18 protein-coding genes and 1 pseudogene are annotated in these 24,419 nt (G+C 70.9%); 13 read left to right on the top strand and 6 right to left on the bottom strand.

The annotated features are described in order from the left end of the window. Window positions 1–63: 63 nt before the first annotated feature. From AC0699_RS11370 to AC0699_RS11350, 5 genes are all read left to right on the top strand, one after another. Window positions 64–1,587, top strand: coding sequence for an alpha/beta fold hydrolase (locus AC0699_RS11370; protein ID WP_478658498.1), 1,524 nt, complete (start codon window positions 64–66; stop codon window positions 1,585–1,587). 268 nt (window positions 1,588–1,855) lie between these two features. Next, window positions 1,856–2,884 (top strand): L-threonine 3-dehydrogenase, encoded by a 1,029-nt coding sequence (gene tdh / locus AC0699_RS11365; RefSeq protein ID WP_478658496.1) that lies wholly within the window; start codon window positions 1,856–1,858, stop codon window positions 2,882–2,884. Between the two features lie 65 nt (window positions 2,885–2,949). After that, a complete protein-coding gene (locus AC0699_RS11360; RefSeq protein ID WP_478658494.1) occupies window positions 2,950–4,143 on the top strand; it encodes a glycine C-acetyltransferase in 1,194 nt (397 codons plus the stop codon). Continuing rightward, complete coding sequence (locus AC0699_RS11355) at window positions 4,140–5,054, top strand: LysR family transcriptional regulator (RefSeq protein WP_478658491.1); 915 nt, start codon at window positions 4,140–4,142, stop codon at window positions 5,052–5,054. Before AC0699_RS11360 ends, AC0699_RS11355 begins: the two co-directional genes overlap by 4 nt. Before the next feature lie 170 nt (window positions 5,055–5,224). Further along, entirely contained in the window at window positions 5,225–6,061 is an 837-nt protein-coding gene (locus tag AC0699_RS11350) for a hypothetical protein (protein WP_478658488.1), read from the top strand. A 20-nt stretch (window positions 6,062–6,081) separates the two neighbouring features. Here AC0699_RS11350 and AC0699_RS11345 read toward each other — a convergent pair whose 3' ends face one another. The 3 genes and pseudogenes from AC0699_RS11345 to AC0699_RS11335 all read right to left on the bottom strand — a co-directional run bounded on the left by AC0699_RS11345 (window position 6,082) and on the right by AC0699_RS11335 (window position 10,502). Beyond that, complete coding sequence (locus AC0699_RS11345; RefSeq protein ID WP_478658485.1) at window positions 6,082–6,870, bottom strand: GNAT family N-acetyltransferase; 789 nt, start codon at window positions 6,868–6,870, stop codon at window positions 6,082–6,084. 104 nt (window positions 6,871–6,974) lie between these two features. Further along, window positions 6,975–8,219 (bottom strand): annotated as a pseudogene (locus tag AC0699_RS11340) (pyridoxal phosphate-dependent aminotransferase); the annotation flags it as partial. Window positions 8,220–8,855: 636 nt separating this feature from the next. Then, on the bottom strand, window positions 8,856–10,502 hold the full coding sequence (locus tag AC0699_RS11335) for an acyl-CoA synthetase (protein WP_478658582.1): 1,647 nt from the start codon (window positions 10,500–10,502) through the stop codon (window positions 8,856–8,858). A 181-nt stretch (window positions 10,503–10,683) separates the two neighbouring features. On the opposite strand from AC0699_RS11335, the gene AC0699_RS11330 reads away from it, so the two are divergent. The 7 genes from AC0699_RS11330 (at window position 10,684) to AC0699_RS11300 (ending at window position 16,215) form a co-directional block, all read left to right on the top strand. Further along, window positions 10,684–11,484, top strand: coding sequence for a crotonase/enoyl-CoA hydratase family protein (locus AC0699_RS11330; RefSeq protein ID WP_478658483.1), 801 nt, complete (start codon window positions 10,684–10,686; stop codon window positions 11,482–11,484). A gap of 46 nt (window positions 11,485–11,530) precedes the next feature. Next, window positions 11,531–12,502, top strand: a complete 972-nt coding sequence (locus AC0699_RS11325; RefSeq protein ID WP_478658480.1) for a Zn-ribbon domain-containing OB-fold protein — start codon at window positions 11,531–11,533, stop codon at window positions 12,500–12,502. Window positions 12,503–12,504: 2 nt separating this feature from the next. Beyond that, entirely contained in the window at window positions 12,505–13,557 is a 1,053-nt protein-coding gene (locus AC0699_RS11320; RefSeq protein WP_478658477.1) for a thiolase domain-containing protein, read from the top strand. Continuing rightward, window positions 13,547–14,716, top strand: a complete 1,170-nt coding sequence (locus tag AC0699_RS11315) for a thiolase domain-containing protein (protein ID WP_478658475.1) — start codon at window positions 13,547–13,549, stop codon at window positions 14,714–14,716. The genes AC0699_RS11320 and AC0699_RS11315 overlap by 11 nt, the downstream gene beginning before the upstream one ends. A gap of 107 nt (window positions 14,717–14,823) precedes the next feature. Further along, window positions 14,824–15,066, top strand: a complete 243-nt coding sequence (locus AC0699_RS11310) for a DUF397 domain-containing protein (RefSeq protein ID WP_478658473.1) — start codon at window positions 14,824–14,826, stop codon at window positions 15,064–15,066. Window positions 15,067–15,224: 158 nt separating this feature from the next. Further along, the gene (locus AC0699_RS11305; RefSeq protein WP_478658471.1) at window positions 15,225–15,623 is read left to right on the top strand and encodes an ACT domain-containing protein; all 399 of its coding nucleotides are present in this window, start codon (window positions 15,225–15,227) and stop codon (window positions 15,621–15,623) included. A 91-nt stretch (window positions 15,624–15,714) separates the two neighbouring features. Continuing rightward, window positions 15,715–16,215: a hypothetical protein gene (locus AC0699_RS11300; protein WP_478658469.1), complete on the top strand. Its 501-nt coding sequence runs from the start codon at window positions 15,715–15,717 to the stop codon at window positions 16,213–16,215. 552 nt (window positions 16,216–16,767) lie between these two features. Here AC0699_RS11300 and AC0699_RS11295 read toward each other — a convergent pair. The 3 genes from AC0699_RS11295 to AC0699_RS11285 all read right to left on the bottom strand — a co-directional run bounded on the left by AC0699_RS11295 (window position 16,768) and on the right by AC0699_RS11285 (window position 22,637). Continuing rightward, on the bottom strand, window positions 16,768–18,990 hold the full coding sequence (locus AC0699_RS11295; RefSeq protein ID WP_478658467.1) for a terpene synthase family protein: 2,223 nt from the start codon (window positions 18,988–18,990) through the stop codon (window positions 16,768–16,770). Between the two features lie 134 nt (window positions 18,991–19,124). Continuing rightward, complete coding sequence (locus AC0699_RS11290; RefSeq protein WP_478658579.1) at window positions 19,125–21,074, bottom strand: N-acetylmuramoyl-L-alanine amidase; 1,950 nt, start codon at window positions 21,072–21,074, stop codon at window positions 19,125–19,127. 444 nt (window positions 21,075–21,518) lie between these two features. Next, complete coding sequence (locus AC0699_RS11285) at window positions 21,519–22,637, bottom strand: aminoglycoside phosphotransferase family protein (RefSeq protein ID WP_478658464.1); 1,119 nt, start codon at window positions 22,635–22,637, stop codon at window positions 21,519–21,521. A gap of 233 nt (window positions 22,638–22,870) precedes the next feature. Here AC0699_RS11285 and AC0699_RS11280 point away from each other — a divergent pair, with 233 nt between their 5' ends. After that, window positions 22,871–24,379 (top strand): DNA-binding protein NsdB, encoded by a 1,509-nt coding sequence (locus tag AC0699_RS11280; protein ID WP_478658461.1) that lies wholly within the window; start codon window positions 22,871–22,873, stop codon window positions 24,377–24,379. Window positions 24,380–24,419 lie beyond the last annotated feature (40 nt).

The following is a 24,419-nucleotide window of genomic DNA, read 5'->3' as shown; positions in this document are numbered from 1 at the left end:
AAACGGCCCCGCCGGTCCCGGGAACCGTTGGCAGGATCGCGGACACCCGGAGAAGATCGCGGTATGCCGAGCTTCAGCGCGTACGACGGGACCACACTCGCTTACCACGTCGAGGGGGCGGGGGAGCCGCTCATCTGTCTTCCGGGGGGTCCGATGCGGGCATCCGCCTACTTCGGTGACCTGGGCGGGCTCGGCGCGCACCGCACACTCGTACGGCTCGATCTGCGCGGCACCGGTGACTCCGCGGTGCCGGACGACCCGGCGACGTACCGCTGCGACCGGCTCGTCGACGATGTCGAGGCGCTGCGGGCGCATCTCGGACTCGACTCCGCAGACTTCCTCGGACACTCGGCCTCGGGCAACCTCGCGCTGCTGTACGCCGCCGCGCACCCCGAGCGGGTGCGCTCACTGACCCTCGTCACCCCCGGTACCCGCGCCCTCGGCGTCGAGGCCACCGAACAGGACTGGCGCGATGCCGTCGCGCTGCGCCACAGCGAGTCCTGGTACCCCGAGGGCCGCGCCGCATGGGAGGCGTTCTGGGCGGGCCGGGACGCCGACGACCTCTGGCCGGACATCGTGCCGTTCATGTACGGCCGCTGGGACGCCGCCGCCAGGGCGCACGCGGCGGACGACGCGCACCAGGCCAACCCGCAGGCGCGACGCGCCTACTTCGCGGACGGCGCCTTCGATCCGGTCGCCACGCTGAAAGCCGTCGCGGCCCTGGACGCGCCGGTCCTCGTGCTCGCAGGCGAGTACGACGGGGGGCCCACCCCGGCCCGCGCCGCGGAGATCGCCGCGCTGTTCCCGCACGGGACGACCGCCGTCCAGCGCCGCGCCGGCCACTATCCCTGGCTGGACGACCCCGGCGCCTTCACCCGTACCGTCGCCGCCTTCCTCGACCCCGCCGTACGCAGCGTCGAGGCCCCCGACGGGACGCGTCTCGCCTACCGCACCTGGGGCGACGAGAGCGCCCCGCCCGTCGTCCTCGCCCACGGACGTGGCGGCAGCAGCCGGGACTGGACACAGATCGCGGAGCAGCTCGCCGTCACCCGCCGGGTGTACGCCATCGACTTCCGCGGCCATGGGCTGAGCGACTGGCCCGGCACCTATTCCTTCGAACTCTTCCGCGACGACCTGCGCGCGCTCATCACGTCCCTGGGACTGCGCGGTACGGACCTGATCGGGCACTCGATGGGCGGGGCGGCCGGGTATCTGCTGGCCGAGGACGAGCCGGAGCTGCTGGGCCGCATGGTCGTCGAGGACGCGGCGCCGCTCGTTCCGCTCGACCCGCCGCGCGGCCCGGCCGAACGGCCCGCCGGCGTCCTCGACTTCGACTGGCCGGTGGTCCCGTCTCTCGATGCCCAGCTCAACGATCCCGACCCGGCGTGGCGCGCGCGCCTCGGCGCCATCACCGCTCCGACCCTCGTGATCGGGGGTGGGCCGACGAGCCATGTCGATCAGGAGGAGCTGGCGCGCCTGGCGGCACTGATCCCCGCGGGGCGGCTCGTCACCATCGAGGCCGGGCATCTCGTCCATGAGGTGCGGCCGGAGGAGTTCCTGGCGGCGCTGAGGGAGTTCGGCATCTGATGCCGGCAGATCACTCCAGCAGCTGATTCCCGCACCAGAATCGTGACGGCGCTGATTCCGGACCCGGCGCCGACCCCGAAGGCCGTGTCGGACGCGGTGCCGGGCGTCCGACCGGGTGCCCGGCACCCGGTGCGTGAAGCTTTGCTGTCGGCCCGTTTAAGAAATCCTCGATGGACTGAACGCTCTGTGCTCGGCAGATTGGTGCCCGTCCACCGACCGGCGCTCTCGTGCCTGGTCAGCCCTGCACCGCCACGCCTGGAGCCGCACCATGAAGGCACTCGTCAAGCAGCACGCTGAGCCCGGGCTGTGGCTCATGGACGTCCCCGAGCCCGAGTACGGCCCCGGCGATGTGCTGATCAAGGTGCTCCGTACCGGCATCTGCGGGACCGATCTCCACATCCGCTCCTGGGACGGCTGGGCCCAGCAGACGATCAGCACACCGCTCGTCGCGGGCCATGAGTTCGTCGGCGAGGTCGCCGCCATCGGCACGGACGTCCAGGACATCGCGGTCGGCGACCTGGTCAGCGGCGAGGGGCACCTCGTCTGCGGCAAGTGCCGCAACTGTCTCGCGGGCCGCCGCCACCTGTGCCGCAGCACCGTCGGGCTCGGCGTCGGGCGTGACGGCGCGTTCGCCGAGTACGTCGCCCTGCCCGCGTCCAACGTGTGGGTGCACCGCACCAAGGTCGACCTGGACATCGCCGCGATCTTCGACCCGTTCGGGAACGCCGTGCACACCGCGCTGTCCTTCCCGCTCGTCGGCGAGGACGTCCTGATCACCGGCGCGGGCCCCATCGGCGTCATGGCGGCGGCCGTAGCCCGGCACGCAGGCGCCCGCAACGTCGTGATCACCGACGTGAGCGAGCCGCGCCTCGAACTGGCCCGCAAGGCCGGCGCCACCCTCGCGGTCAATGTCGCCGAGACCGATATCGCGGAGGCCCAGCGCACCCTCGGCCTGAAGGAGGGCTTCGACATCGGCCTGGAGATGTCCGGCCGCCCCGAAGCCGTGCGCGACATGATCGACAACATGACCCACGGCGGCCGGATCGCCATGCTCGGACTGCCCGCGCAGGAGTTCGCCGTCGACTGGTCCAAGATCGTCACTTCGATGATCACCATCAAGGGCATCTACGGCCGCGAGATGTTCGAAACCTGGTACGCGATGACCGTACTGCTGGAGGGCGGGCTCGACCTCAGCCCCGTCATCACCGGCAGCTACGGCTACCAGGACTTCGACGCGGCCTTCGACGAGGCCGCCACCGCCCGCAGCGGCAAGATCATCCTTGACTGGACCTCCTGATTCCGCTGCTCGGTCCGCCTCACCTGCTTGCCCCGCACGCCCAGTGACCCCAGGGAGCACCTTCTATGTACGCGTCCGTACGCGATGACCTCCGCGCCACCCTCGACGAGATCCGTGCCGCCGGACTCCACAAGCCCGAGCGCGTCATCGGCACCCCGCAGTCCGCGTCCGTCGCCGTCACCGCCGGCGGCGCCCCCGGTGACGTGCTGAACTTCTGCGCCAACAACTACCTCGGCCTCGCCGACCACCCCGAGGTCGTCGCCGCCGGCAAGGAAGCCCTGGACCGCTGGGGCTACGGCATGGCCTCGGTCCGCTTCATCTGCGGCACCCAGGAGGTCCACAAGGAGCTGGAGACCCGGCTCTCCGCCTTCCTGGGCCAGGAGGACACGATCCTCTACTCCTCCTGCTTCGACGCGAACGGCGGCGTCTTCGAGACCCTCCTCGGCGCCGAGGACGCCGTCATCTCCGACGCCCTGAACCACGCCTCGATCATCGACGGCATCCGCCTCTCCAAGGCCGCCCGCTTCCGCTACGCCAACCGCGACATGGCCGACCTGGAGGCGAAGCTCAAGGAGGCGTCCGGCGCCCGCCGCCGCCTGATCGTCACCGACGGCGTCTTCTCCATGGACGGCTACGTCGCACCGCTCCAGGAGATCTGCGACCTCGCGGACCGCTATGACGCGATGGTCATGGTCGACGACTCGCACGCCGTCGGCTTCGTCGGCCCCGGCGGCCGGGGCACCCCCGAGCTGCACGGAGTGATGGACCGCGTCGACATCATCACCGGCACCCTCGGCAAGGCCCTCGGCGGCGCGTCCGGCGGCTACGTCGCCGCCCGCGCCGAGATCGTGGAGCTGCTGCGCCAGCGGTCGCGCCCGTACCTGTTCTCGAACTCCCTCGCCCCGGTCATCGCCGCCGCCTCCCTCAAGGTCCTCGACCTGCTGGAGTCCGCCGGTGACCTGCGGGAGAAGCTCGCCGCCAACACCGCGCTCTTCCGTACGAAGATGACCGAGGCGGGCTTCGAGATCCTGCCCGGCGACCACGCGATCGCGCCCGTCATGATCGGCGACGCCGCCGAGGCGGGCCGCATGGCCGAGCTGCTCCTGGAGCGCGGCGTGTACGTGATCGGCTTCTCGTACCCGGTGGTCCCGATGGGCCAGGCCCGGATCCGCGTCCAGCTCTCCGCCGCGCACTCCACCGAGGACGTGGAGCGGGCGGTTGCCGCCTTCGTCGACGCTCGGGCGACAATGGCCGGGTGATCGACCCGCGCAGGCTCCGCATACTGCGTGCCGTGGCGGACCACCGTACGGTGACCGCCGCGGCCGCAGCGCTGTATCTGACCCCCTCGGCCGTCTCCCAGCAGCTCGCCGCGCTGGAGCAGGAGACCGGCCACGCGCTGCTGATCCGCAGCGGCCGCGGCGTACGGCTGACCGCGGCCGGTGAGATCCTGCTCGCCCACGCCCATGCGGTGCTGTCCCAGCTGGAACGGGCCGAGGCCGAGCTCGCCGCGTACGCGGGCGGCGCGGCCGGGGATGTCACGGTCGCGGCGTTCGCCACCGGCATCGCCGAGGTCCTCGCCCCGGCGATCGGACGGCTCGCCGGGGAGCACCCGGGCATCCGCGTACGGGTCAGGGATGCCGAGGGCGACGAGAGCCTGCCCATGGTCCTGGACGGCGAGGCCGATCTGGCCCTCGCGGTCGAGTACCGCGGAGCACCCCGCGAGGACGACCGGCGCCTCGCCCGCGTCCCGCTCTACGCGGAGCCTTTCGACGCGGTCCTCCACTGCACGCATCCCCTGGCGGGAGGCAACCGCGTGGAGCTCGCCCAGCTGGCCGACTCCGACTGGATCGGCCCGTACCCGGGCAACCCGTGCCACGAGGTCATGCTCCTCGCCTGCGAACTCGCCGGCTTCGAGCCACGGCTGACCCACTCGTCCGACGACTTCCGGGCCGTCGTCGCGCTGGCCGGGGCAGGCGCCGGAGTGGCACTCGTCCCGCGCTCGGCGCTGCGCGGCATGGAGCTCAAGGACACCGTCGTCCTGCCCGTCGCGGGCCCGGCCGCCACCCGCCGCGTCTTCGCGGCGGTCCGTCGCGGCGCCGAGAGCCACCCCCTCCTCAGCCCGGTGCTGGAGGCCCTGACGCACTCGGCGGCGGGCCTGTCCACGGACTGACGCGCTTCCGCCCCGCGGACCGGTCCCGAGTCCCGGGGCCACCGAGGATCCCGCCCCGGTCGACGCGGGTGCCTGCGGACAGCGCGGTCCGGCCGTCGCACGAAGCGGCCGCGCAGAACCCGGTCCGGACCAGGCGGGAACCGGGCCGAGCCGCCCTGCGTCGTAGCGGCATGAAGCCGAGAATCGCCGCGATTCCTGCTCTCCTCCTGGTTGCCGCCTGCGGGCAGCAGACGACTCCCGGCCGTGTCGCCCCGTCCTCGGCATCCCCGCAGCAGCACTACAAGGTCCAGGCGACGGTCCTGGAGAACTCTTCGCACGGATCCCAGCTCTGCTGGACGGTCCTGACGTCGCTGCCTCCGCAGTGCAGCGGTCCCGATGTCGTCGGGTGGACCTGGAAGTCGGTGGAGCGGGAGTCCCGACACGGCACGACCTGGGGCTCGTACGACCTCACCGGCACCTGGGACGGCACCCGCTTCACGCTCACCGAACCCGCGCGGTCCCGCGCTTCCGACGCCCGCGAAATCCCCGAAGACGATGCTCGGGACCCCGACTTCTCGGCCCCCTGCCCGGCACCGGCAGGCGGCCGCAGGCCCGTCGACCGCTCGAAGGCCGACGTCGAGGACTACGAGCGTGCCCTCCGGCTCGCGGAGAAGGACCCGGAATTCGCCGGAGGCTGGATCGACAGCCGGACCGGCGGCGACGGCGCCGGCACCGTCCTCGTCATGCGGTTCACCCGGGACCTGACCGGCCACGAACGCGAGATCCGCAAGGTCTGGGGCGGCCCGCTCTGCCTGACCACCGGCGCGCGCTCCCAGGCCGAACTGCGCAAGGTGCGGGAGCAGGCGGTGAAGGAGCTCCCGCACGCCCTGGAAGCGAGCGTCGACGTCGTACGCAATGCCGTGCACATCAGGACTGTCGTGGCGACCGACGACGTGCAGCGGGACATGGACCGGCGGTTCGGTGCGGGTGTGGTCCGCATCCGTGGCTGGCTGCAGCCGGTCGGCTGAACCGGTCCGCAGCGCGGCCGTCAGTCCGGCGTATCCGGCCGGTACACGTACGGCGTCGTCGTGCTCAGCGCGGTGAAGCCGAGGCGCCGAAGAATCGGCCGGCTCGTCGGCATGGCGTCCACCTGCAGGTAGCGGTAGCCGCGGGCGGCCGCGATACCGCTGCGGAAGGCGACCGAGGCCCGGTAGATGCCGCGGCCGCGCCACCCGGGCACGGTGCCGCCGCCCCACAGCCCCGCGAAGTCGCGGCCGGGAGGCAGCTCCAGCCGGGACGAGCTCACCGGTACGTCCCCGGCCATCGCGACGACCGCCACGACAGTGGCCGGTCGGGCGGACAGCTGGGTGAGAAGCTGCGCCCTCAGCCGGGAACTGTTCGTGCCGAACGCCTGCTCGTGGACCCTGGCCACGAGGTCCACACCGGCCGCGTCGGTCACCTGGCGAAGTTCCACGCCCTCCGGCAGTTCCACGGCCATGGGCAGCTCGTCCCCCGCGGCGACCAGCAGCGTCTCCTCGGGCTCCGGTTCGAATCCGGCTGCGAGCAGCCGCTGTGCGAGATCGGCTGGCCCGTCGTGTGCGTACAGCTTCCATTCGAACTCGCGCCCCAGCGAGGTGAAATGCCGTATCTGGTCCGCGATGGCCTCGTCCGCGGTCGCCGCGTCCAGGCCCGACCACACGACCCCGTTCCAGCCGTGGTCCCCGGCGGTCTGCCGCACCACGCCACCCACCCGCTCGACCTGTGCCCCCGGGCCGTCGGCCGGTGCCCCCTGCCGCATCTGCCGGTCGTACAGGGCCCGCACCTCGTCATGATCCATCCGGTCACCTCAGCACCGGCCGCCGCGCCCGGCAACCGGATTCCGGACGGGCGGCGCGGGCTGCGGCTCTGGCCCCGGCCCCGGCCTCAGAGTCAGGCCCCCCGCACGAGACGGTCCACCGCCGCGGTGCCGGACGCGTACGGCAGCGCGAGCGCGGGCATCGGTCCGGGCACCGCTCCCGGCATCGCTGCCGGCACCGGACCCCGGCCCGTCCCCTGCGCGTGGTGTGCCGCGTACAGGGTTTGCTCAAGACCCGCCACCAGCTGCTGCACATCCGTCTGCGGCCGCACCACGAGCCGCAGATAGCGGCTGGAACTGCCGATCTTGTTGCCGCACTCCCGGACCAGCACTCCGTGCTCCTCCAGCAGCCGGTCCCGCAGCGCCGCGCCGTCGACCCCCTCCGGCAGCCGCACGTACACGAAGTTGCCCTGGGACGGGTGGACGGTCAGGCCGGGCAGCCGGCTCAGATGCCAGATCATCTCCTGGCGGTCGCGTTGCACGAGCCGCAGGCTGTGCGCGTACTCCAGCCGGTGCTCCTTGAGCATGAACACCACGGTCTCCGCGAAGGAGTTGAGATTCCACTTCGGCAGCGCCGCCCTGATCCGCCCCGCGAGGCCCGGATTGGCGACGAGGTAGCCGAAGCGCACGCCGTGCAGGCCGAAATTCTTGCCGAGACTGCGCAGCACGATCGTGTTCGGGCGCAGCACCGCGTCGGCGACGACGCTCGTCTCCGTCTCGGCGTCCGCGAACTCCAGGAAGGACTCGTCCACGACGACCAGGTCCAGGTCCTGAAGGGCGTCGAGGAGCGCGAGGACGGCGTGGCGCGGCAGCAGCCCGCCGTCCGGGTTGTTCGGATTGCAGATGACGGCCGTACGGGACCCCCGGTTCCGTACGAACTCCACGAACGAGGCCGGATCGAGGGCGAACCCCGAGGACTCCGGCAGCGGGAACATGTCGACCCGCTTGCCCGTCTCCATCGGCTGGTCGGTCCAGCGGCCGAACGTCGGGACCGGCACGGCGAGCGACTCACGCACCAGCAGATGGTCGATCCAGGTGATCAGCTCGGTCGAGCCGTTGCCCATGGCCACCGTCTGCGGGTTGAGGCCGAGCACCGAGCACAGCTCGGTGGTGATGGTGTCCGCGCCGCTGGGGTAGTACGTGAGGATCTCCCGCAGCCGGTCGCCCAGCTCCTCGAACATCTCGGGCGTCGGAAAGTACGGATTGCAGGGGATGCAGAAGTCGATGATCGCGCGGCTGTCCCCCGCCGCCCTGTTGAGGGACGCGTACGAGGGGCTGTGCGCCGTCGACGCGCGGAAGAGCTCGGTGACGTTGCTGCCGGCTTCGGCCATGGGGAATCCTCCGGGGGGTGGCTGGCTGCTGCCTGCCGGGGTATACGTAAGCCCGCACGACCTTGCTCAATGCTCCGCCCAACGCGGGCCTCTCGCCGGGCATCGTGAAGCAGCGGACACCGTTCTTGCAGACGGCCACCGCCCTGTACGCGGCCCGGCCACCGCCCGTGCAGGCGGCACCGAAGCCCGGATGCTGCCGGACAGCCGCCCGGGCACCGTGCCTGCGTCCGTGCCGCGCGCCCCGTCGTGCCCCGTGGGTCGGTGCGTGTGAGGTGCGCTCTCCAACCGTCGACGGGTGGAACGGCGGGCGCCAGCGGGGTGTACCGGCGGTCCAGGACCCGTCCGTCCGTCAGGCAGAGGTCACGACGGCGTGAACTCCGCCTACTCCGAGTGGGACTGCAAGAAGTCCGCCAGCGGCACGTGGCAGCTCTGGGTGAACGACGAGTCGTAGACGACCGACGGCCGTCCACGGAGCCATCCGGAAGTGTCACCGCGGCCCCGGCAGCAGGTCCGCTGCCGGGGCCGCGGGCATCCGGCACACCGCATGCGCGCCGGTACGCCGGCGCTCCGGGACGTCGGTTCGTCGGCGCGCCCGCACGTCGGCGCGTCGGTACTTCGGTACTTCGGTACGTCAGGTCACCGGCCCGGGACGGCCTGACCCTCGCCCCCCGCCTCCGCCGTCGCCACCGCCCGCGCCCAGCGGTAGTCCGCCTTCCCGCTCGGCGAGCGCTGGATCGCCGGTGTGATCACCAGCTGCCGGGGGATCTTGTACCCGGCCAGCCGCGTACGACAGTGCGCCTGCACGGAGTCCAGATCCAGCGGGCCCGCGCCGGCCCGCAACTGCACGACCGCCGCCACATGGTTGCCCCATGTCGCATCGGGTACCCCCGCGACCAGCGCGTCGTACACGTCCGGATGGGCCTTGAGCGCCTGCTCGACCTCCTCCGGATAGACCTTCTCGCCGCCCGTGTTGATGCACTGCGAGCCGCGGCCGAGGACGGTGACGACGCCCTCCTCGTCGACCGTCGCCATGTCGCCGAGGAGCACCCACCGCTCGTCGCCCTTCTGGAAGAAGGTCTCGGCGGTCTTGTCCGGGTCGTTGTAGTAGCCGAGAGGCACATGGCCGCGCTGAGCGATACGGCCCGGCTCACCGACGGCCACGGGTTCGTACGTGGCCGGGTCGACGACCTGCGTACGGGCGTTGACGCGCAGCCGGAAGCCCTTGTCCTGGCCCGAGTCGTCCGTCGCCGTGCCGTTGAAACCGGACTCCGAGGAGCCGAAGTTGTTCAGCAGCATCACGTTCGGCGCCAGCGCCTTGAATTGCTCGCGCACCGTCTCGGACATGATCGCGCCCGACGAGGACACACTGAACAGCGCGGAGAGGTCCGTGCCCTTCAGCGATCCGTTCAGCGCGTCGATCAGCGGCCTCAGCATCGCGTCGCCGACCAGCGACACGGACGTCACCCGCTCCCGCTCGATCGTGCGGAGTACCTCTTCGGGCACGTACTTGCGGTGGAGCACGACCCGCTGCCCGAAGTTGAAGCCGATGAACGCCGTGAGCGTCGACGTCCCGTGCATCAGCGGGGGAGTGGGGAAGAACGTGATGCCGTCGCCGCCCGCCGCCACCCGCTCGGCGAGCTCCTCCGGCCGTTTCACCGGCTCCCCGGTGGGCGCGCCGCCGCCGAGCCCGGCGAAGAAGAGATCCTCCTGCCGCCACATCACCCCCTTGGGCATACCGGTGGTGCCGCCGGTGTAGATGATGAACTGGTCGTCCGCCGAGCGCGGACCGAAGCCGCGCTCCGGCGAGCCGGCCGCCTCGGCGTCCGTGAAGGCCGTGCAGTCGAGCGCGGGGGCGTCCCTGGGAGGGGTCCCCACCCGTACGAGATGCCGGAGCTTCTCGGTCCGCGGCAGGGCGGCCGCGACCCGTTCCGTGAACTCGGCGTCGAAGACCAGAGCGGCGAGATCCGCGTCGCGGTAGAGGTAGACCAACTCCTCCTCCACGTAACGGTAGTTCACATTGACCGGGACGAGGCGTGCCTTCAGACAGCCGAGGACGGTCTGCAGATACTCGATGCCGTTGTAGAGGTGCAGCCCGAGGTGGTCGCCGGGCTTCAGACCGGCGTCCGCGAGGTGGTGTGCGATGCGGTTCGCGGCGGCGTCGAGCTCCGCGTAGGTGAGCCGGCGCTCCGCGCCCGTACCGGGATGGTCGATGTGGACGAGCGCCTCGCGGTCCGGGACCACGTCCACGACCGACTCGAACAGGTCGGCAAGGTTGTACTCCACCATTCCTCCTGACCCCGGCCGCACTCGGCGCTGACAACTGCCTCGGAGCGGTCATTAGAGCGCCGCCGCAGGCAAGTGGGAAGGGGTCCCGCAGAAGAAATCTGACTGACTGTCAGAAAACTATTGAACTGGACCCCGGCCTCCTGCAACCTGTTCTAGGTCTTGAGACGGGAGGACGGTCATGGCGGGTACGGAACACCTCACCGTGCAGCGCGAGGGCGCCACACTGGTGCTCACCCTGAACAGGCCCGAGGCGAAGAACGCACTGTCGCTGCCGATGCTGGTCGGGCTTCACGACGGCTGGCTGGAGGCCGACGAGGACGACGACATCCGCTCGATCGTCCTCACCGGGGCGGGCGGCTCGTTCTGTGCCGGGATGGACCTCAAGGCCCTGGCGGGCAGGGGGATGGACGGGCAGCAGTACCGGGACCGGCTCAGCGCCGACCCCGATCTGCACTGGAAGGCGATGCTGCGCCACCATCGCCCCCGCAAACCGGTCATCGCCGCCGTCGAGGGCCACTGTGTGGCCGGCGGCACGGAGATCCTCCAGGGCACCGACATCCGTGTCGCGGGCGAGAGCGCCACCTTCGGGCTCTTCGAGGTGAAGCGCGGCCTCTTCCCGATCGGCGGCTCGACCGTACGGCTCCAGCGCCAGATTCCGCGCACCCACGCACTCGAAATGCTCCTCACCGGCCGTCCCTACACCGCCGCCGAAGCAGAACGCATCGGGCTCGTCGGTCACGTCGTCCCCGACGGCACCGCCCTGGACAAGGCTCTCGCCATCGCCGGACAGATCAACGACTGCGGCCCGCTGGCCGTGGAGGCCGTGAAGGCATCGGTGTACGAGACCGCCGAGATGACGGAGACCGAAGGGCTCGCAGCAGAACTGAAACGCGGCTGGCCCGTCTTCGACACCGCCGACGCGAAGGAGGGCTCCCGGGCGTTCGCCGAGAAGCGCCCGCCGGTCTTCCGCCGCGCATGATCCGGCGCCTGACACGCAACCGCCCCCGGCACAGAAACGGAGTCCCATGTCAGCCGCCCCCGCACCGGAGGTGCTGCGCGCACCGCTCGTCGTCGAGTTCCCCTTCACCCGCTCCCTCGGTCCCGTCCAGTCCGCCTTCCTCACCGGCCTGCGCGAACGCACCGTCCTCGGTGTGAGGACCTCCGACGGCCGCGTGCTCGTCCCACCCGTCGAGTACGACCCGGAGACCGCCGAAGAGATACGCGACCTCGTCGAGGTCGCCGCCACCGGCACCGTCACCACCTGGGCCTGGAACCCCGAGCCGCGTCGCGGCCAGCCCCTCGAAACCCCCTTCGCGTGGGTCCTGGTGACACTCGACGGGGCCGACACCGCGCTGCTCCACGCCCTCGAGGCGCCCGGCCCCGACGCCGTACGCACCGGCATGCGCGTCCGTGTCCGCTGGGCCGCCGAGCGCACCGGAGCCATCACCGACATCGCCTGCTTCGAACCGTACGAGGACGGCGAGGAGCCCGCGCCGGCACAGAGCCACAGCGGGGAGTTCGAGAACCCCGTCACCGGCATCGTCGCACCCGCCCGGCTCGACTACATCTACAGCCCCGGCCGCGCCCAGGCCCGCTACATCAACGCCCTCGCCGGGCAGCGCACCACCGGCGAACGGTGCCCGTCCTGCCGCAAGGTGTACGTCCCGCCCCGCGGTGCCTGCCCCACCTGCGGTGTCGCCACCTCCGAGCAGGTCGAGGTCGGCCCGCGCGGCACGGTCACCACGTACTGCATCGTCAACATCAAGTCTCGGCATCCGGCGAACCTCGACATCGACGTTCCCTACGTCTACGCGCACATCGCCCTCGACGGCGCGGACCTCGCCCTGCACGGCCGCATCGGCGGGATCCCGTACGACCAGGTGCGCATGGGGCTGCGGGTCGAACCCGTGTGGACCGAAGGAGGGCGCTACCCCGACCACTACCGGCCGACCGGCGAACCCGACGCGGACTACGACACCTACAAGGAGCTGCTGTAGCCATGCGAGACGTCGCGATCGTCGCCTTCTCCCAGACCGACCACCGGCGCAGCAGCGAAGAGCTCTCCGAGGTCGAGATGCTGATGCCGGTCCTGCACGAGGTCCTCGACCGGACCGGACTGCGCACCGGCGACATCGGCTTCACCTGCTCCGGATCGTCCGACTATCTCGCCGGACGCGCTTTCTCCTTCACGATGGCCCTGGACGGTGTCGGAGCCTGGCCGCCGATCTCCGAGTCCCATGTCGAGATGGACGGCGCCTGGGCGCTCTACGAGGCCTGGGTGAAGCTCCTCACCGGAGAGGCCGACACCGCGCTGGTCTACGCGTACGGGAAGTCCTCACCGGGCTCCGTGCGCGATGTGCTGACCCGTCAGCTCGACCCCTACTACGTCGCCCCGCTCTGGCCCGATTCGGTCGCCCTCGCCGCGCTCCAGGCGCAGGCGCTCATCGACGCGCAGTACACGAGCGAACGGGAACTCGCCGGTATCGCCGCCCGCAGCCGCACCGCGGCCGCCGCCAACCCGCATGCCCAGGTGCGCGGACTGCGGGATCAGGGGGACTACGTCGTACAGCCGCTGCGCACCGGAGACTGCCCGCCCGTCGGCGACGGCGCGGCCGCGGTGATCCTCGCGGCCGGGGACGGGGCCCGCGAACTGTGCGAACGGCCCGCCTGGATCCGCGGCATGGACCATCGCATCGAACCGCACAGCCTCGGCGTACGCGACCTCACCGACTCGCCTTCCACCCGGCTCGCGGCCGAGCGCGCCGGGGCCTTCGACCGACCGGTGGACACCGCCGAACTGCATGCCCCGTTCACCTCCCAGGAGGCCGTGCTCCGCAAGGCCCTCGACCTCGACGACAGGGTGAGGATCAACCCGTCCGGCGGAGCACTCGCCGCCAACCCGGTCATGGCCGCGGGCCTCATCCGCATCGGCGAGGCCGCCGCCGGCATCCACCGCGGCGCGTCCGACCGGGCCCTCGCCCACGCCACCTCAGGACCCTGCCTGCAGCAGAACCTGGTCGCCGTCCTCGAAGGAGAGCCGCATGTCCGGTAAGGAGCCCGTGGCCGTCGTCGGCATCGGCCAGACCAAACACGTCGCGGCCCGCCACGACGTCTCCATCGCCGGCCTCGTCCGCGAGGCGGCCCGGCGCGCCCTGGACGACGCCCGGCTGACCTGGGCGGACATCGACGCCGTCGTCATCGGCAAGGCCCCGGACTTCTTCGAGGGCGTGATGATGCCGGAGCTGTACCTCGCCGACGCGCTCGGCGCCGTCGGCAAACCCATGCTCCGCGTCCACACCGCGGGCTCGGTCGGCGGCTCCACCGCCCTCGTCGCCTCGAACCTGGTCGCGGCCCGCGTCCACCGCACCGTCCTCACTGTCGCCTTCGAAAAACAGTCCGAGTCGAACGCCATGTGGGGCCTGTCGCTGCCCATTCCGTTCCAGCAACCCCTTCTCGCGGGCGCCGGCGGCTTCTTCGCCCCGCACGTACGGGCGTACATGCGCCGCACCGGCGCACCCGACACGGTCGGCTCCCTCGTCGCGTACAAGGACCGGCGCAACGCCCTGAAGAATCCGTACGCCCATCTGCACGAGCACGACATCACCCTGGAGAAGGTGCAGTCCTCGCCGATGCTGTGGGACCCGATCCGCTATTCGGAGACCTGCCCGTCGTCCGACGGCGCCTGCGCGATGATCCTCACCGACCGGGCGGGCGCGGCCCGCTCACCGCACCCCCCGGCCTGGGTGCACGGCGGCGCGATGCGCAGCGAGCCCACCCTCTTCGCCGGGAAGGACTTCGTCTCCCCGCAGGCGGGCAAGGACTGCGCGGCCGACGTCTACCGGCAGGCCGGGATCGCCGATCCGCGCCGGGAGATCGACGCGGTCGAGATGTACGTACCGTTCTCCTGGTACGAGCCGATGTGGCTGGAGAACCTCGGCTTCGCGGCGGAGGGCGAGGGCTGGAAGCTCACCGAGTCCGGCGTCACGGAACTGGACGGCGATCTGCCGGTGAACCCGTCCGGCGGGGTGCTCTCCACCAACCCCATCGGTGCCTCCGGAATGATCCGGTTCGCCGAGGCGGCCCTGCAGGTGCGGGGGCAGGCGGGTGAGCATCAGGTGGACGGCGCCCGCAAGGCGCTCGGCCACGCCTACGGCGGCGGATCCCAGTTCTTCTCCATATGGCTGGTCGGCTCGGAGCCGCCCTCGAACTGACCGCCGGGCGCCGCCCGGGCCGGCCGCGGTCGTCCCGCCGCGGCCTGTCCGCGACCCGCGACGATCGCTAGTCTGAGCCCGGACGACGAACCGGGAGGAGTACGGACGTGGCCGAGACCATCACCACGCAGCAGCCGCTTTCGGGGTGGGACAAGCCGGACCTCGATCTGAGCCAGGCCGACTGGCAGTCGGGCAGTCAAGGAGCGGGCGACGTCCAGATCGCCTTCGTCGAGGGCTTCATCGCGATGCGGAACGGCGCCCGCCCCGAGAGCCCGTCATTGATCTTCACTCCGGCCGAATGGCGTGCCTTCGTGCTCAACGCCCGCGAGGGAGAGTTCGACCTCACCTGACCGACGCGGCGCGCGGGTGGTGCGCCTGGATCTCGGACGCCCAGGCAGGCGATTGGTGGATCATAGATCCAGATCGGCAGTTCGCCTGGGTTCGGAAGGGCCTCTTCTTCATTCTGCGATGGATGCAAGGAAGTGGTGGGTGACCTAGGGTGTTGATCATGAGTGGAGAGCGTGATCTGCGCCGCCTGCTGACCGGAATGCGGCCCCAACTGAACCCGGGCCGCTATGTCTTCGCCACCGTCGGCGGCCCCGTTCCACCGGGCCTCACCCCCGTCGTCACCGTCGCCGAGGACGAGGGCCTCACCCTTGTCGTACGCCAGGAGGAGGCCGACGCCGCCGAGCTGGCCTACGCGTACGTCGCCGGCTGGATCACCCTGCGCGTGCACTCCGCGCTGGAAGCCGTCGGACTGACCGCCGCCGTGGCCTGCGCGCTCGCCGACGCGGGCCTGAGCTGCAACGTTGTCGCGGGCTTCCACCACGACCACCTGTTCGTGCCCTACGACCGCGCCGACGAGGCCGTCACTCTCCTGCGCGATCTGGCCACGCGATCCGCCTGACGGGCGCCCCGGCAGGCGCCGCCGTCGGGCCGTTCCGTGGGACGGGAGCCCGGGTCGGCCGACGGGGCGCCCGGGCACGTACCATGGCGGCATGTCCTTCCTCCGCCGCCGCAGCGCCGCCACTCCCGCGGGCCCGGACTTCGATGTCCTGGCCATGGACCCGGGGGACTGGCCCGGCAATCTGGGCGCGGGCCTGCTGCCCGCGCCGGACGGCAGCTGCCAGGGTGTCTTCCTGCGCTACGACCTGTTCGGCGGCCGCGGACCCGCGATGATCATCGGCAATCTGCCGGAGGGCTCGCCCGCCCGGGAGCTCGCCGAGGGCCAGGTGCCCTTCGAGGTCGCCCAGCTCCTCGCGGCGCTGGAGAACGACGACGAGGTCACGGTCGTCGGTACCGAGGACGTCCCCGTCATGCAGGGCGACAACCTGCTGATCGTCCGCAGGATCAAGCTCTCCGAAAGCCGTATCTCCTGCGTCCAGTTCGACCGCAGCGACAACGTTCTCGTCACCATCGCCAGCTGGGACCGGCCGATCACCGACGATCTGTACGCACTGCTGAAGCCGCTGCCCGCGGAGCTCTTCCAGCAGGGCTGAACCCTCCCTCGGGCGAGAAGTCCAAGCACGGGCGAGCTCCGTCCGAGCGACGGTCTTGTCATGAGCCTTGTCACGGTCACGGCTGACCGGCGCTCGACCAAGCGCGTCGATTCATCCGATGAATGGACACGCATCACCGTACGCGGCGCCCTCGACGACAACGGCCTGCGCTTCGAGGCCCAGATCCGTATCCGCACACAGAGCGGGACGCTCACCGCCGACCGGACGGCCGGCACACTCACCGTCACCGGCGCCGACAGCACCCACTTCGCCCTCGCCGCCGGCACCGACTACGCCGACACCCACCCGCACTACCGCGGCGACGACCCGCACACCACCGTCACCCGCACGGTCGACGACGCCGCGACCCGGCCCAGCCCTACGATGTGCTGCGCGCCCGGCACATTCGCGACCCGCCCGGGTGGGTCGTACACAACGAGACCAACCCGTCCGCACCCTCGGCGACTCGCCCGCGTTCCGCGCACGACTGGAAGCGGCACTCGCGAAACTCGACCCCGGCCTGCGTGTCGGTGGGCCGAGGCCGCGAAGGTCTCACTGACCGCACGGGGCGACGGCGGCACCGGCGGCCGACCGGAACAGATCGACGATCCGTACCGCCGACATCCCCAGTGCCATGGGCCCGTCGGTCCGCAACGGGGAACCCGCCCCGCGGCGCACGTCCTCGGCCCTGTAGCGCCGCACGCCCCGGTGCCAGTTCAGGATGCCCGCGATCCAGTCCTCCAGCTCCCGCACATGGGTGTCGAGGGCGGCTCTGCCCTTGGCGTCCAGGTCGAACTCCTCGTAGAGCACGGGGAGTTCATGCTCCTTCACATACAGGAACTGACGCATTCTCGAACGCATCAGATCATCCGTGATCGCGACCGCGCTCGGATGGTCGCAGCCGAAGAACGACTGCACGACCAGCACGCAGTTGTGCACCTCACCCTCGACCTCGATCTCCTTCTGGTACGAGAAGAGGTCGTTGACCAGCATGGCGTAGTCCGACGCGGAGTTCTTCAGACTCCGCACCGTCCCGCTGCGGTAGATCCCGGGCGGAAGCTCACCTTCGTGCCGTAGCCGGCAGAGCATCATCGTGAGCTCGGAGCCGAAGGTGTGGCGCCGCATCTCGATGTAGTCGACGGGGTCGGGCACCCGGTGCTGCGCCTGGTTCTGGAGCTCCCAAAGCCAGCTGTCGAGCATGGCGTCCAGCGCCCGTCGCAGTGCGGCCCGCGCCTCGGGCCCCATCGGTGCGGCGGTCCTCGTCCACAGATCGGCGAGGGCCCGCTCCATCGGGCTCACCGCGACGGCCGCGGCGGCGGCCGGGTCGTCGACGGGCATGCACTGCTTGAGCCGGTCGGTGCAGGCCTTCGCCTCGAAGAGCTTGCGCGGACGCCCGAACACCAGCGGGTAGTAGTCGTCTGCGTACGTCCCCCACGTCATCCACTCCGCACTCAGCTCCAGCTCCTCCGGCGTGGCGTCCGGATCCAGCCCCGCCGAGCAGAGCGCGAAGTCGAAACCGGCGAGCATCGGCTCGTCCCAGATGTCGTTGAGCAGACCCATCCGGCCCGCCCACGCGATGGACTTCTCCCGTGCGTCGTCCAGATGCGGGCTGAGCGAAAGCGGGAACGGGCAGTCGAACTCGGGCAGCAGCGACGGGCCGACCCGCTGGCGCGGCACATGGGTCAGGTTGCGCAGCCGAGCGCCGGCCGGGCGGCCGAACAGCGTCCCGATGCCGAGGGCCGAGGTACCGAGCACCCCGCTGAACAGCGACGGCCCGGTCACCACGCCCTTGTTCATATAGCGGCTCGAGCGCATGTGCCATTCATGGCCGCCGGACTGCCAGTCCTGGAGGCCCTTCGTGTACGCGGCGATCGCCGCGCACTCCGCCGGATCGAGCCCCTTCTCCACACAGAGCGCAGGCACCTCGGTCAGCGCCGTGTTCTCGAACTGCTGCAGTCGCGACGTCAGCAGATCGTTGACGGATTCGGCCGCCTCCTGCGTCGTGCAGCCCAGGAAGGTCTCCATGACCAGCACACCATTGCTCAGCTCACCCTCGTCCTCGACCTCACGCTGGTACGAGAAGAGGTCGTTGCGCAGATGGACGGCGTCGGCGAACGCCTCGGTGAGCACCCGCAGCGGCCTGGCACCCGCCACCTGCGCGGGCAGCTCCGCGCCCGCCGCGTACTCGATGAGCCCCGCCGACCACGGCGCGCCGCCGACCTTGCGGCGCATCTCGATGTACTCGACGGGATTGGCGATCCGTCCCTCGTTGATGTTGTCGAGCTCCCAGATGGACTCGTTCAGCAGATGCTCGGTCGCCAGCGCGAAACGGGCCCGCCAGGCGGGCGACATGCCCGGCACGGTCCGCGCCCAGAGATCGGCCAGACCCGCCTCGACCTGGTTCGTCGGCTCCGGAGTGCCCTGTGCCGGATCCAGCGGCATGAACGCCGGCAGCCGGCCCAGATACGCCTTGCCGCCCCGCATGTCCCCGCTGCGCTTGAACACCTCGAGGAAGTGGTCGTCGAAGAAGAACACCCACACGTACCAGTCCGTCACCAGTGACAGCGCCTCGGCCGAACAGTCCGGGTGCGTGTACGCGCACAGCAGGGCGTAGTCGTGCGCTTCGAGATCCTCCGACTCCCAGATCCCCGACCCCTCCAGCATGCCCATGCGGCGCGCCCACTCCCTGGTGTGCTGCCGCGCCGCATCGACATGAGGGTTGAGACGTGCCGGATACGGTACGTAGAAATCCGGCAGTTCGAAGGGCTGTGCCATGCATGCCCGGCCTTTCGGTGAGCGTCCGCGCGCGAGCCGCGCGGACCGGTCGCGTACGGGCCAGCCCTACCCGTCGCCCTTCCGGCCCACGCGGCGGCGGTGATCACCCGTCCGGATGAACCGCCAGGGCCCGGCTAGCGAATCATCACGCGCACATCAGCCGCCTTCACGAACGCGACCCGGTGCCCGAACTGGATCTCGTAGTACATCTCCTTGCCCCGCACCACCCTGTGCCCTGTCGTGTCGAACGCCGTCGCGAAGTAGTACTCGCCCGGAGTCAGGTCGCCGACCACGTACTTCTGGCCCGCGAGCAGCTTGTACGGCAGCGGTGTCACGGCTTGCACGGGCACACCCGCCGGGTACGCGGACGCCTCCGGATAGGCCCGTCCGTACACCGGGACCTCCGCCAGATCCTCCCGGGGCGTCAGGATCGCGGCCCGCGCGGCCACCGCGGTCGGCTGCGTACGCGGGTTCAGGAACCAGGCCTTCTGGCCGAGATACCAGATCGCCGTCCAGTCGCCACGCCGCTCCGCGACCGCGTACCGCTGGCCCGTCGAAGCCCTGGCGCCCGTGTCGTTGACGCCGTTCGTGGAGTCCCCGCCGCCCGGGCGTAGACCGATGTCCTTGACCAGCGGGGCGGACTCGTCCGGCGCGGTGTGCAGCCGTACCGCGCCCGAACCGTGCGGGGCACAGGCATCTCCCGGCTTCGAGCAGCTCGTGTAGAACGGCTGGTGCTTCGCATAGTCCGGACGGATCGTCACCGCGGCGGTGTCCGGGCCCCCGGACGGCACGAACGGCCGGCCGAGCAGTGCGAAGTAGTGCGCCCAGTCCCAGTACGGACCCGGGTCGGTGTGCATCCCGGGGATCGTCGAGGGAACCGTGCCCGGCACATTGTCATGGCCGATGATGTGCTGGCGGTCCAGCGGGATGCCGTACCGCTTCGCGAGATACCGCACGAGGCGCGCGGAGGCGCGGTACATCGCCTCGGTGTACCAGGCGTCGGGGCTGACGAGGAAGCCCTCGTGCTCCAGGCCGATCGACTTGGCGTTGATGTACCAGTTCCCGGCCTGCCAGCCGACGTCCTTCAGCCGCAGATGCTGTGCGATGTGGCCGTCGGAGGAGCGCAGCGAGTACTGCCAGGACACATACTCCGGGTCCTGGACGAGCTGGAGGGTGGTGTCCCAGGTGGCCTCGGTGTCATGGATGACGATGTATCTGATCGACTGGGACGTGGGCCGGTCGGCCTTGTCGTGATTGCCGTAGTCGCCTTCGCCGAACTCCTTGTACGGCGCCGGGATCCACTCGCACGCCACCGTCTGCGGGCACTCCGTCTGTTCCGCGTCTACGGTGCGCAGGCCGAGCCGCGCGGTGGTCGCCGTGTCCGGCCGCAGGCCGGCGTCGGCGTGCAGCGCGACCAGCTGGCCGCTGTCGGTGGTGCGCCGCTGACCGGAGCGGATGATGTCGTATACATCATCGGCGTACGTCGTCGCGGTCGCCGTGTCGTCTGCTCCGGAGAACCGTGCCACCGCCCCGTACCAGTCCGCCGGATCGGCACTGAGCTCCTGGCCGAGGTGCTTCTGCGCGGCGGCGAGCAGGGCCGCGCCACCCCGGATGTTCGCGGCGGGGCTGGTGCGCAGCTGCTCGTCCGAGATGCCGGTGAGTTCCGCCGCCCGCTCCAGCGTCCGCAGCCGGTCCGGCAGGACGGACAGGGCGGCCCAGGCCGCGTCCGCCCTGCCACGGCCGCTCATCGGTGCCCGGGAGCCGTCCCCGCGCGCGTCCTCCACGCCGTGCGAATGGTGCGGCGCCTCGGCCAGCGCCGTCCTCGCGTCGGTCAGATGCATCGGGCCGTACCCGCCGGTGACACTCGGCGCGCCGCCGTGCCCGTCCCAGCGGGACTGGAGGTAGGAGACACCGAGCAGAACGCTCTGCGGCACCCGGTACTCGGCGGCTGCGGCGGCGAACTCCCGCTGCAGCGCGTCGGACGCCGGCCGTTCCGCGGTGGCGGACGGAGCGGCCGAGACCAGAGGCAACAGCAGGGCCGCGGACGCCACGGCGCCACCGGCTCTGAGGACGCGTCCGCGGATACTTCTCGGTCGTGGACGAGCGGTTTCCGGCACGGCAGCCTCCAGGGGCGGGTGATGCGCAAGGGGACACGCAGGGCTGAACTCGCCTACAGGGGTAGCGGCTGTCCGATGGTCCCGTCAATGGATCAGCGCTGGTGGCGCGGTGGCCTGCAACGCTTCACCGGAATGGACCAATGTCCGTACGGGCGGCAAGAGTTGAATCCCGCGGTCCCGAGGCGTGTCGGCCCGCCAGGACAGGCCCCCTGAGCCGGCTGCCGGTCGGCCCGAGCGGGGGAGGGGGAACGGGGGAGAGGGCTGCGTCGAGGCCGTACGGGTCACCTGGGGTGAGGCCGGGACGAGCGGAACTCGCGGGTGTCGGTGGGCCCTGACGGCACAACCAACAGAGCGCTGCGCGTCCAGTGTGTCGGCACTGGGCACGCAGCGCTCTTCCCCCGTATCGGACGGTCAGCGAGTGCCGACCGCAGCGCGCACGGCCCGCCGTGCCAGCGCGCAGTCGTCGTGCAGCCGCCGCAACAGCAGCCGCTGCTCCTCCCCGGACGAGATCCCGCCGTGCTGCGGCTGTACGGTCCCGGCCGGAGCCGCCTCCCGCATCGTCCGCTGCACCGCCGTCTCGTACGTCCGGATCTCCCGGGTCAGCACCATCATCAGGTTCACCAGGAACGCGTCCCGCGCCGCGGGACCCGACTGCTGAGCCAGCTGGCTGATCTGCCGCCGCGCCACCGGGGCGTCGCCCAGGACCGTCCAGAGCGTCGCCAGGTCGTACCCCGGCAGGTACCAGCCCGCGTGCTCCCAGTCGACCAGCACCGGACCCGTCGGAGCCAGCAGGATGTTCGAGAGCAGCGCGTCGCCGTGACAGAACTGGCCCACGCCCTGCCGACCGCCGGCATGCGCCAGACCGTGCAGCAGCTTCTGCAGATCGCCCAGGTCACGGTCGGTGAACAGCCCGAGCTCGTGATAGCGGGCGATCCGCGACGCGTAGTCCAGCGGCGCGTCGAACATCCCGGCAGGCGGTCGCCATGTGTTCAGTCGTGTGATCGCTCCGAGCGCCGCCCGGACGTCCGCGCGCGGCGGAGCCTCCGACGGATGCCGGGTGAGGGCGGCCGGACGGCCGGGCATCCGCTCGATCACCAGCGTGCAGTTGTCCGGATCCGCGGCGATGAGCCGCGGCACCCGCACCGGCGGGCGGTGCCGGACGAACGCACGGTATGCCGCTATTTCCTGCCGGAAGTGCTCGGCCCACACCGGCGACTGGTCCAGTAAGCACTTGGCAACCGCGGTCGTGCGCCCTGTGGTGCCGACGAGCAGGACCGACCGGCCGCTTCTGCGCAGCACCTGGACCGGATTGAACTCCGGGCAGATGCGGTGCACCGACGCGATCGCCATGCGCAGCTGCGCGCCCTGAGGGCCGGACAAGTCGATTCTCCCGCTGAGCGGTTGGCTGACCGTCCCCGGCCACCGCCGGGTACGGCCGACGGTGGCGGGATCGAGAAACGGCCCGCTGCCGGCCTGCACGGAACGCTGCGGTCGGGGCGGGGCGGACACGGAGGACGATGCTGTGTACATGGGCGAGACAGATCCCTTCGTGTGCCGACAAGTCGCGTGCGCGCCCCTGCCCCGGAAGCCTTCGGCACCCTGGGGAATGCGGTGGGGCCGCCGGGGCGGGGTGGCGCGTTCCTAACTGACACCCAGTCATGGGTGGCACACCATCTGGCGCACCCTGGCGAACCCTGGCGAATAGTCGCCACGCATCTGACAGGCGGTTACTGTCAACTCAGCCGAGAACCTGGGGGCTTGACGTGACCGGAGAACCCAACACCCGCCTTGCAGACCTGTTCGGCCTCGCCGGCTGGTCCAAAGGCGAGCTCGCGCGGCTCGTGAACCGGCAGGCGGCGGCCATGGGCCACCCCCAGCTGGCGACCGACACCTCGCGCGTGCGGCGTTGGATCGACATGGGGGAGACCCCGCGCGATCCCGTGCCCAGAGTGCTGGCGGCTCTGTTCACCGAGCGACTCGGCCGTGTCGTGACCATCGAGGACCTCGGGTTCGTACGGCACGGGCGCACGGGGAAACGGCGAGACGTCAGCAGCATCAAGAACCCTGACGGCCTGCCATGGGCGCCCGAACGTACGGCGGCGGTCCTCACCGAATTCACGGGAATGGACCTCATGCTCAACCGACGCGGCCTGGTGGGCGCGGGCGCCGCGCTCGCCGCAGGCTCCGCACTCAGCAGCGCCATGCACGACTGGCTGCACACCGACCCCGCACTCGCCGGCACCACCTCACCTTCGTGGGCTTCCCGCATCGACGATCCCCTGCACGCCGACCCCGCTGGGTTCGACCGCTATGAGGCCGCCCCCATCGGGTCGCAGGAGATCGAGGCACTGGAGCGCTCCGTCGAAGTGTTCCGCGCCTGGGACGCGGCCCGCGGCGGCGGGCTCCAGCGCAAGGCTGTCGTGGGCCAGCTCAACGAAGTGGGCGGCATGCTCGCCTACCGCCACCCCGACCATCTCCAGCGGCGCCTGTGGGGCGTCGCTGCCAACCTCGCCGTCCTCGCCGGCTGGATGTCCCACGACGTCGGCCTCGAACCCACGGCACAGAAGTACTTCGTCATCGCCGCCCACGCGGCCCGCGAGGGAGGCGACCGCCCCCGCGCCGGCGAAGCACTGTCCAGGGCGGCCCGCCAGATGGTGCACCTCGGCCGTCCGGACGACGCCCTCGACCTGATGAAGCTCGCCAAGTCCGGCTCCGGCGAGGAGACCCTGCCGCGAACGCACGCGATGCTGCGCACCATCGAAGCCTGGGCACAGGCCTCGATGGGCAAGGGCCAGGCCATGCGCCGCACCCTCGGCGAGGCCGAGGAACTGTTCGTCTCCGACAAGGGAGATGTGCCGCCGCCCAGCTGGATGCAGATGTTCGACGAGGCGGACCTGCACGGAATGCAGGCACTCGCCTACCGCACCCTCGCCGAGCACGAGCCCGCCGCCGCGAGCACCGCGCAGCGCCACGCCAAGCAGGCGCTGGAGCTGCGGGAGGGCGGCCGGCAGCGATCCAAGATCTTCGACTACATCTCCCTGGCCTCGGCCTGCTTCATCGCCGACGACCCGGAACAGGCGGACCGATACGCTCGGTTGGCGCTGGTGTCGATGGGGGAGACCTCGTCACACCGCACCTGGGACCGGCTGCGCGAGATGTACCGGCTCACCGGACAGTACGCGGGATACGCGAGGATCCAGGACCTCCGGGAGGAGATCCAACTCGCTCTGCCGCAAAGCCCGTCGAAGCGCCAGAGAAGCGCGGAGATCTGACCCGCAGACCTGATTCGCACGCCCGACCCGCAGATCTGAC

The sequence above is a fragment of the Streptomyces sp. NPDC043870 genome (assembly GCF_056435785.1).
The sequence above is the reverse complement of the archived record's forward strand: the minus strand, read 5'-3'. Positions and strand labels throughout refer to the sequence as shown.